Annotated in this window: 6 protein-coding genes; 5 read left to right on the top strand and 1 reads right to left on the bottom strand. The window is 72.8% G+C overall.

The genetic code is table 11. From position 1 onward, the window contains the following. A partial coding sequence (locus ACRDP3_RS28470; RefSeq protein WP_431519904.1) for a hypothetical protein occupies positions 1–183 on the bottom strand: 183 nt, incomplete at its 3' end. Positions 184–318: 135 nt separating this feature from the next. On the opposite strand from ACRDP3_RS28470, the gene ACRDP3_RS28465 reads away from it, so the two are divergent. The 5 genes from ACRDP3_RS28465 to ACRDP3_RS28445 all read left to right on the top strand — a co-directional run. Next, positions 319–1,455: a nicotinate-nucleotide--dimethylbenzimidazole phosphoribosyltransferase gene (locus tag ACRDP3_RS28465; RefSeq protein ID WP_431519903.1), complete on the top strand. Its 1,137-nt coding sequence runs from the start codon at positions 319–321 to the stop codon at positions 1,453–1,455. Positions 1,456–1,477: 22 nt separating this feature from the next. Continuing rightward, a complete protein-coding gene (gene cobS, locus ACRDP3_RS28460) occupies positions 1,478–2,311 on the top strand; it encodes an adenosylcobinamide-GDP ribazoletransferase (protein WP_431519902.1) in 834 nt (277 codons plus the stop codon). A gap of 245 nt (positions 2,312–2,556) precedes the next feature. Then, positions 2,557–4,107 carry a leucyl aminopeptidase gene (locus ACRDP3_RS28455; protein WP_431519901.1) on the top strand — a complete coding sequence of 517 codons (1,551 nt, stop codon included), beginning with the start codon at positions 2,557–2,559 and terminating at the stop codon, positions 4,105–4,107. A gap of 202 nt (positions 4,108–4,309) precedes the next feature. After that, positions 4,310–5,716, top strand: coding sequence for a dihydrolipoyl dehydrogenase (lpdA, locus tag ACRDP3_RS28450; RefSeq protein WP_431519900.1), 1,407 nt, complete (start codon positions 4,310–4,312; stop codon positions 5,714–5,716). Positions 5,717–5,778: 62 nt separating this feature from the next. Beyond that, the coding region (locus tag ACRDP3_RS28445) for a biotin/lipoyl-containing protein (protein WP_431519899.1) at positions 5,779–6,008 on the top strand (230 nt) is incomplete at its 3' end.

Genomic DNA, 6,008 nt, shown 5'->3' with positions numbered 1-6,008 from the left:
TCCCCCACCCCCTCCGCGGCTGACGGAGCTCGCGAGCGCTCGCCGCAGGTGCCCGGCGCCCCGTCCCGGCGGGGTCGGCCGGGCGTCGTGCGGCACGAACAGGACAGCCTGAGCGCGGCGTTCGCCGGCCGGCGCGAAGCCGTCCTTCTCGTCACCGGCGAGCGCGACTCGCGGCCTGCCCACGATTCGCCCTCTCCCCGGCTTCGCCGGAAGACTCCATGCCCCCGAGGGGCGGAAACCGGCGTGCCGGGTGCACGGTTCGAGGGGCGGCGGCTCCTCACGCCGGCAGGTGCGCCCCGTACCGTACGCTTCGCCAACATGAGTGACCGCACCCTGGACCTGGATGACTTCTCCGATCTCATCGAGCGCCCGCACGGCGGACTGCGCCGGGATGCCGAGGAGCGGAGGGCGCGGACCGCGTTGCCGGCGCAGGCGCTGGGCCGGCTCGACGATCTGGGCGAGTGGCTGACGGCCGCTCAGGCCCGGGTCCCCGTCGACCCGGTGCGGCACCCGCGCATGGTGGTCTTCGCCGGCGATCACGGCGTGGCCGGACTCAACGTCTCGGCCCGGCCCGGCGGCACCGCGCACACGCTCGTACGGGCGGCGCTCGACGGCACCTCGCCCGCCGCGATCCTCGCCGGCCGCTTCGGCGTACCGCTGCGCGTCGTCGACATGGCGCTCGACTGTGATCCGGCGGAGCTTCCCGCCGAGGTGACCAGGCACCGGGTGCGGCGCTCCTCGGGGCGGCTGGACATCGAGGACGCCCTCACCGCCGAGGAGGCGGACGCGGCCTTCCGTACGGGCATGGCCGTCGCCGACGAGGAAGCGGACGCGGGCACCGACCTGGTCGTGCTGGGTGACCTCTCGGTGGGCGGAACGACCGCCGCCGGCACGCTGATCGCCGCACTCTGCGGCACGGACGCCTCCGTCGTCACCGGCCGCGGCGGCGACGGGATCGACGACCTCACCTGGATGCGCAAGTGCGCCGCCATCCGGGACGGGCTCCGCCGCGCCCGCCCCGTACTCGGCGACCAGTTGCGGCTGCTCGCCACGGTCGGCGGTGCCGACCTCACCGCGACCACCGGCTTTCTGCTGCAGTCCGCCGTGCGCCGCACGCCCGTGATACTCGACGGTGTCGTCTCCGCGGCCTGCGCGCTGGTCGCCCAGCGCGTCGCGTTCCGCGCTCCCGACTGGTGGCTGGCCGGACACGCGAGCAGCGAGCCCGCGCAGGCCAAGGCGCTGGACCGGATGGCGCTCGATCCGCTGCTCGACCAGCGGATCGCGGTGGGCGGGGGAACGGGCGCGCTGCTGGCCCTGCCGCTGGTGCAGGCGGCCGCGGAGCTGGCGGCGCTGCTGCCCGTACGCGCGGAGGACGACGCCGAGGAGACCCAGGACGCCCAGGACGCCGTGTCCGAGGACGACGACGCCAACGCCCCCACCCTCGACGCCACATGACGACGCGCCGGCCCGCGGTCCCATGAACGCCACACCCCCGGACGACACCGGCAGCACCGGCAGCCCTGCAACCGCTCAGGACGGTCTGCGGTTCGCCCTGGGCACGCTGACCGTGCTGCCCGTACGCGTGGCGCGCTGGGACCGGGACACCGCGCGGCACGGAATGGTGTGGGCGCCGCTGGCCGGGCTGGTCGTGGGACTGGCGGCCGCCGCTGCCGGTGCCGTGCTGCTGGCGCTCGGCACCTCGGCGCTGCTCGCCGCCGTCGTCTCCCTGGCCGTGCCCGCCGTCCTCACCCGCGGGCTGCATCTGGACGGCCTCGCGGATGTCGCCGACGGGCTGGGCAGCGGGAAGCCCGCCGAGGACGCGCTGCGGATCATGAAGCAGTCGGACATCGGCCCGTTCGGTGTGCTCACGCTCGTCTTCGTGCTGCTGGCACAGGTCGCGGTGGTGAGCGAGCTGTACGCGGAGGACGGCTGGGCGCACGGCGCCCTGGCCGTGGTCGTTGCCGCCGTCACGGCACGCACGGCACTCACCCTGGCGGCTCGTTCGGGTGTCCCGGGCGCCCGCCCGGAGGGGCTGGGCGCCACTGTCGCGGGGACGGTGCCCGTACGTACCGCCGTTGCCGTGGCCGCCGCGGTCACCGTCCTGTCGGCACTCGCCGGAGCCGCCGTCCCGTGGGGGGACGCGCTGTACGGCGCCGTGCCGCGCGCCCTCGCCGTGGTCCTCGGGGTGCTCGCCGCCGAGTTGCTGCTGCGGCACTGCCGTCGGCGCCTGGGCGGCGTGACCGGCGACGTCTTCGGTGCGCTGGCCGAGACGGCGGCCACGGCATCCCTGGTGGTGCTCGCCCTCGGTTGACGCCGCCGCCCCGCCGCAGAGCCGCAGAGCCGTCAAGGGGCCCCGGCCCGGGGCGCCTTGGCGGACCCACGGAATCCGCGAAAGGGGGCGGGTGCGGCCGAGGTGCGTATGGTCACCCGCACACAACGGTCTACGCGGGCATACGATGCCCGATGTGCCGGAAGCCTTCACCCGTGTCCGGCGATCCGGCCCCTCCGGCCTCTCCAGGGAGGCCGGCCCCTCCAAGGAAGAAGGTCCTTCTCACCGTGTCTGCTCTGACTCTCAGCACCTCGTCCGCCGCGACCCAGCGCGCGGACGTCGTCGTCATCGGCGTCACCAAGGGCGCCAAGGGTCCCGTGGTCGCCCTCGGCGGCGAGACCGTGGACAAGGCGTACGGCGGGAAGCTCGCCTCGACCCTGGACGCGCTCGGCGCGGCCGGCGGCGAGGGTGAGACCACCAAGCTCCCGGCACCGCCGGCCGGGCTCAAGGCGCCGATCGTCCTGGCGGTCGGCCTGGGCGAGACCCCTGGAAAGCACGAGTCCTACGATCTGGAGACGCTGCGCCGCGCCGCCGGTACGGCCGCCCGCGCACTGTCCGGAACGAAGAAGGCGGCCTTCGCGCTGCCTCTCGAGGGCCCGGGTTCGGTGGCGGCGGTGGCGGAGGGCGCGCTGCTCGGCGCGTACTCCTTCACGGCCTACCGCAGCTCCGCCGGGAACGGCAAGGCCGGAAAAGACACCAAGGGCGGCAAGGACGCCAACGCCCCCGTCGCCGAGATCACCCTGCTCGGCGCCAAGCCGCGGGACAAGGCGCACAAGGCCGCCGCCGAGCGCGCGGAGGTGCTGGCCGCGGAGGTGGCACGCGCCCGCGACCTGGTCAACACCCCCTCCAACGACCTCACTCCGGCCGTCTTCGCCGACCACGCGCGGGACGCCGCCAAGGAGCACAGCCTCGACATCGAGGTGCTGGACGAGGGGGCGCTCGCCAAGGGCGGCTACGGCGGCATCCTCGGCGTCGGCCAGGGGTCGGCCAATCCGCCCCGCCTGGTCCGACTCTCCTACACCCACCCCAAGGCGAAGAAGTCGCTCGCCCTGGTCGGCAAGGGCATCACCTACGACTCGGGCGGCATCTCCCTCAAGCCGGCCGGCCACAACGAGACGATGAAGTGCGACATGAGCGGCGCCGCCGCCGTCTTCGCCGCGGTCGTCGCCGCCGCCCGCCTCGGCCTGCGCGTCAACGTGACGGGCTGGCTGGCGCTCGCCGAGAACATGCCCTCCGGGTCCGCCACCCGCCCGGGTGACGTGCTCAGCATGTACAGCGGCAAGACCGTCGAGGTGCTCAACACCGACGCCGAGGGCCGGCTCGTGCTGGCCGACGCGCTGACCCGCGCCTGCGAGGAGTCCCCGGACGCCATCGTGGACGTGGCAACCCTCACCGGCGCCATGGTGCTGGCCCTGGGCAACCGCACCTTCGGCGTGCTGAGCAACGACGACGACTTCCGCAGCACCGTGCACGAGCTGGCCGACGAGGCGGGCGAGGCGTCCTGGCCGATGCCGATGCCCGCCCACCTGCGCAAGGGCATGGACTCCCCGGTCGCCGACATCGCCAACATGGGCGAGCGGCCGGGCGGCGGACTGGTCGCGGGGCTCTTCCTCAAGGAATTCGTGGACGAGGACATCGCCTGGGCGCACCTGGACATCGCGGGCCCGGCCTTCAACGAGTCGGGACCCTTCGGCTACACCCCCAAGGGCGGCACCGGTTCGGGCATCCGCACCCTGGTCCGGCTCGCCGAGCGGACCGCGGCGGGCGACGCCGGCTGAGGGAGCCCGGCCTGCCGCGGGACGGCCGCGTGAGGACCGTCACCGGCCCCGCGTCCCGTTGTGCGTCAACAAGTGCGAAGATGGGTTCCCGGCAGGACAGGGCCCCCAGCGCGGCTGCACCCATAGCCGAGTCCAGGGCCGAGCAAGACAGCGGCCGAACATACAGCCGCCCGGTCTTAAGGAGACCGGTCACGGCGTACCCATGCATGGAGGACGTGACGTGGCGAAAGACGCCAGCACCGTTTTCGACCTAGTGATCCTCGGCGGCGGCAGCGGCGGCTATGCCGCCGCCCTGCGCGGAGCGCAGCTGGGTCTGGACGTCGCCCTGATCGAGAAGGACAAGCTGGGCGGCACCTGTCTGCACCGGGGCTGCATCCCCACCAAGGCGCTGCTGCACGCGGGCGAGTTGGCCGACCAGGCCCGCGAGGGCGCCAAGTTCGGCGTGCAGAGCACCTTCGAGGGCATCGACATGGCCGGGGTGCACAAGTACAAGGACGGCGTGGTCGCCGGCCTGCACAAGGGCCTGCAGGGCCTGGTCGCCTCGCGCAAGATCACCTACGTCGAGGGTGAGGGCCGGCTCTCCTCGCCGACCTCCGTCGACGTCAACGGCCAGCGCTACGAGGGCCGGCACATCCTGCTCGCGACGGGCTCCGTGCCCAAGACGCTGCCCGGCCTGGAGATCGACGGCAACCGCATCATCTCCTCCGACCACGGGCTGGTCCTGGACCGGGTGCCGCAGTCCGCGATCATCCTGGGCGGCGGCGTGATCGGCGTCGAGTTCGCCTCCGCCTGGAAGTCCTTCGGTACGGACGTCACGATCGTCGAGGGTCTCCCCCATCTCGTACCGGCCGAGGACGAGAGCAGCTCCAAGCTGCTGGAGCGCGCCTTCCGCAAGCGCGGCATCTCCTTCTCGCTGGGCTCCTTCTTCGAGAAGGCCGAGTACACCGACAGCGGCGTGAAGGTCAGCCTCGCCAACGGCAAGGAGTACGAGGCCGAGGTGCTGCTCGTCGCGATCGGCCGCGGCCCGGTCTCACAGGGCCTGGGCTACGAGGAGGCCGGGGTCGCCATGGACCGCGGCTTCGTCCTCGCCGACGAGTACTGCCGTACGAACGTGCCGACCGTCTCGGCCGTCGGCGACCTCATCCCCACCCTCCAGCTCGCGCACGTCGGCTTCGCCGAGGGCATCCTCGTCGCGGAGCGGCTGGCGGGCCTGAACCCGGTGCCGATCGACTACAACGGCGTGCCGCGGGTGACGTACTGCCACCCCGAGGTCGCCTCCGTCGGCATCACGGAGCAGCAGGCCAAGGAGACCTACGGGGCCGACAAGGTCGTCACCCTGAAGTACAACCTAGCCGGCAACGGCAGGAGCAAGATCCTCAACACCACGGGCGAGATCAAGCTGGTCCAGGTCCGCGACGGTGCCGTGGTCGGCGTCCATATGGTCGGTGACCGGATGGGCGAGCAGGTGGGCGAGGCCCAGCTCATCTACAACTGGGAAGCGCTGCCGGCCGAGGTCGCGCAGCTCATCCACGCCCATCCGACGCAGAGCGAGGCGCTCGGCGAGGCCCACCTGGCCCTCGCGGGCAAGCCGCTGCACTCTCACGACTGACGCAGTCCGGGCGCGACTGCACCGACCACATACGCACTGTTTCGTTAGGAGCAACCGAAACCATGGCGGTTTCCGTAACCCTGCCGGCGCTCGGCGAGAGCGTCACCGAGGGCACCGTCACCCGCTGGCTGAAAGCCGAGGGTGAACATGTGGAGGCCGACGAGCCGTTGCTCGAGGTCTCCACCGACAAGGTCGACACCGAGATCCCGGCCCCCGCGGCCGGCACCCTCTCCGCCATCAAGGTGGCCGAGGACGAGACGGTGGAGGTCGGCGCCGAGCTGGCCGTCATCGA

This window comes from Streptomyces sp., assembly GCF_050698815.1.
Classification (GTDB): domain Bacteria; phylum Actinomycetota; class Actinomycetes; order Streptomycetales; family Streptomycetaceae; genus Streptomyces.
The sequence above is the reverse complement of the archived record's forward strand: the minus strand, read 5'-3'. Positions and strand labels throughout refer to the sequence as shown.

Coding starts and splice junctions, on each gene's coding strand:
- ACRDP3_RS28465 (WP_431519903.1), top strand. CDS start 319: ATGAGTGACCGCACCCTGGACCTGGATGACTTCTCCGATCTCATCGAG.
- cobS (WP_431519902.1), top strand. CDS start 1,478: ATGAACGCCACACCCCCGGACGACACCGGCAGCACCGGCAGCCCTGCA.
- lpdA (WP_431519900.1), top strand. CDS start 4,310: ATGCATGGAGGACGTGACGTGGCGAAAGACGCCAGCACCGTTTTCGAC.